Genomic DNA, 1,980 nt, shown 5'->3' with positions numbered 1-1,980 from the left:
GTTTTTGAAGCGCTGTTCCCTTGGCCAGATATGCGAACCCGTAATAGAATACCAAAGGCCGTTCTGCCTTAAAAAGATAAGGAAGTCTTTTTGAGTGCGCTTTTTGCGCTTCGTTATACATGTTTTCAGCAAGGCTGTGCAGATGATCAGCTATGGTCAATATATCTTCCCAAGCATGCTGTTCAAACCTCATATGCAGTAATTCAATACATTTATCTAATCTATGATGATCCGTCAATAAATAAATAGTATCTTTCCCTTCCAAAACTTCTTCCATCCAACTTCCTCCCATTGTTTTATTCGTTATGGAGTATGTACGCCAAGATGTGAGTTCCAGAAATTTAGCAATCTATTACAAATATAGACATTTTCCATCCACTGGTCAATTTTTTCTTACATAAATGCTAATTTTTTGTATCGTTTGATATGATGAAAGATTAGTTCGAGCTTTGACGTAACCTTGAATGCCAAAAAGAAAGCCCCAAACCGTAAAAGGTTGGAGCTTTCTCTGTTTTGTTGCAGTTTCTATGAAGCTAGCTATTATAGATCGCCAGGCGATGAAGCAGCAACGCCCCACACATGTCCATCAACTTTATAATCGCCACCACGCCACTGCAATGTGTAACTTCCAGAACGCAAACCATCGGTTATACCTTCATCAGTGCTTCTCCAAGTAATTTCGCCACGAGCTGGAATTTTCAGAGCAGTAATATACTCTTTATTTGATTCAATGTGCGATAAACTCACCTTTACTGGATAGCTAGAATAATTCTTCATACGAAGTTTAACATGTCCATAACCTTTTGGAACCTCAAAGGAAGTTCCTACGGTTGCGCTTCCGCTTGCGTCGGCGTCAATGGTATTCCCTACTCTTTGAGGAGTCACCACATGATCTCCAGTGGTTGGTGTACCAGCATCTTGTGTCGCTGCAGTAGATGTATTTACAGAATCACTTACATCTGAATCCGCAAAGATCGCACTGGGTACCGCAATGGCTCCTCCTAACAAGCCTAAAGATAAAGCTGATGCAATAAAATGTTTCTTCTTCACAGATTATTCCTCCTTGGAAATTATATTGCAATATTGCAAGCCCATTATACCAAAAGGTTCCACAATTATATCATTTTCTCCAAAAAATAGTAGTAATGTCCCATTTTTGTTTTTTAATTACATTATTAACCTAAAATTAATATTCCCTCGAGACCTTCATAATGCCGTCTATCTGGCTTTTAAAGTATTAGATGTATTTAACTTCGTACCCCCCACCCAAAATGCCATAAAGGACCGTTCAGAGGCTTCTGGAGACGCGTATTAATGAAACCACTTGATTTCAATCTTTACTCTTCCTAAACCCATAAGGTTTATATCGAATTTCAGCATAGTTATGTCACCTCACTTTCGTTATTTTCATTCTTGTATACGAGACATTAGCTAATTATTCAATTTAGGTGTCTAACCATTTTGGATAAACCAAAAAGCAAAAAATCACAGTAGTGCCCATTTATACCCCTGCTACGCAGGGAATGGGTCTCGCCTTCGCTCGATTTCATTCACATCCGTGAATGACCTTTCCGTTCGGAAAGGAGTTTGCCTATGGCAAATGGGACAAAAAAACCTCTTCCTTTTCGGCAGAGGTTTTTTTATCGTCGAATTGTTTTATTTCAGGAGGTTAATAATTAATGGCATTTACGATTAGTTAATGCTTTGCATTTAAGCCCCTTTGATACAATTATATTCATTCTTCTTTTACCAGAATCTTATCAACGCTGTGCATCTTATCTCGGCCCAGCAGCTCATAAAGCAAGGTCAGCGTATCCGACGATTTCCGCTTTTCTGCCATCTCTTTTTTAAGCAGCTCCCTATCCATGTACAACTGACGTTTCTTGAGCACATCTTGCTCAAAATCCTTGTCCTTGTCCTCTTCGTACTGATGAAACATCCTAGTGAATATCTTCATGGCTTCCACCATAAAATCTGAAT

At 38.9% G+C, this 1,980-nt stretch carries 2 protein-coding genes and 1 pseudogene; all 3 read right to left on the bottom strand.

The window, feature by feature from the left end; all coding sequences use genetic code 11:
• A pseudogene (locus tag A372_RS0100230) lies at nt 1–277 on the bottom strand (DNA-binding protein); the annotation flags it as partial.
• A gap of 263 nt (nt 278–540) precedes the next feature.
• Nucleotides 541–1,050: a hypothetical protein gene (locus A372_RS0100225; RefSeq protein WP_016818383.1), complete on the bottom strand. Its 510-nt coding sequence runs from the start codon at nt 1,048–1,050 to the stop codon at nt 541–543.
• 685 nt (nt 1,051–1,735) lie between these two features.
• Nucleotides 1,736–1,980, bottom strand: a 245-nt coding sequence (locus tag A372_RS32600; RefSeq protein ID WP_036702582.1) for a hypothetical protein, incomplete at its 5' end; no start/stop codon positions are given.

It is taken from the genome of Paenibacillus sp. OSY-SE, from assembly GCF_000283315.1.
GTDB lineage: Bacteria > Bacillota > Bacilli > Paenibacillales > Paenibacillaceae > Paenibacillus_B > Paenibacillus_B profundus.
Note: the sequence above shows the minus strand (reverse complement) of the source record. Positions and strands in the feature narration are given on the sequence as shown.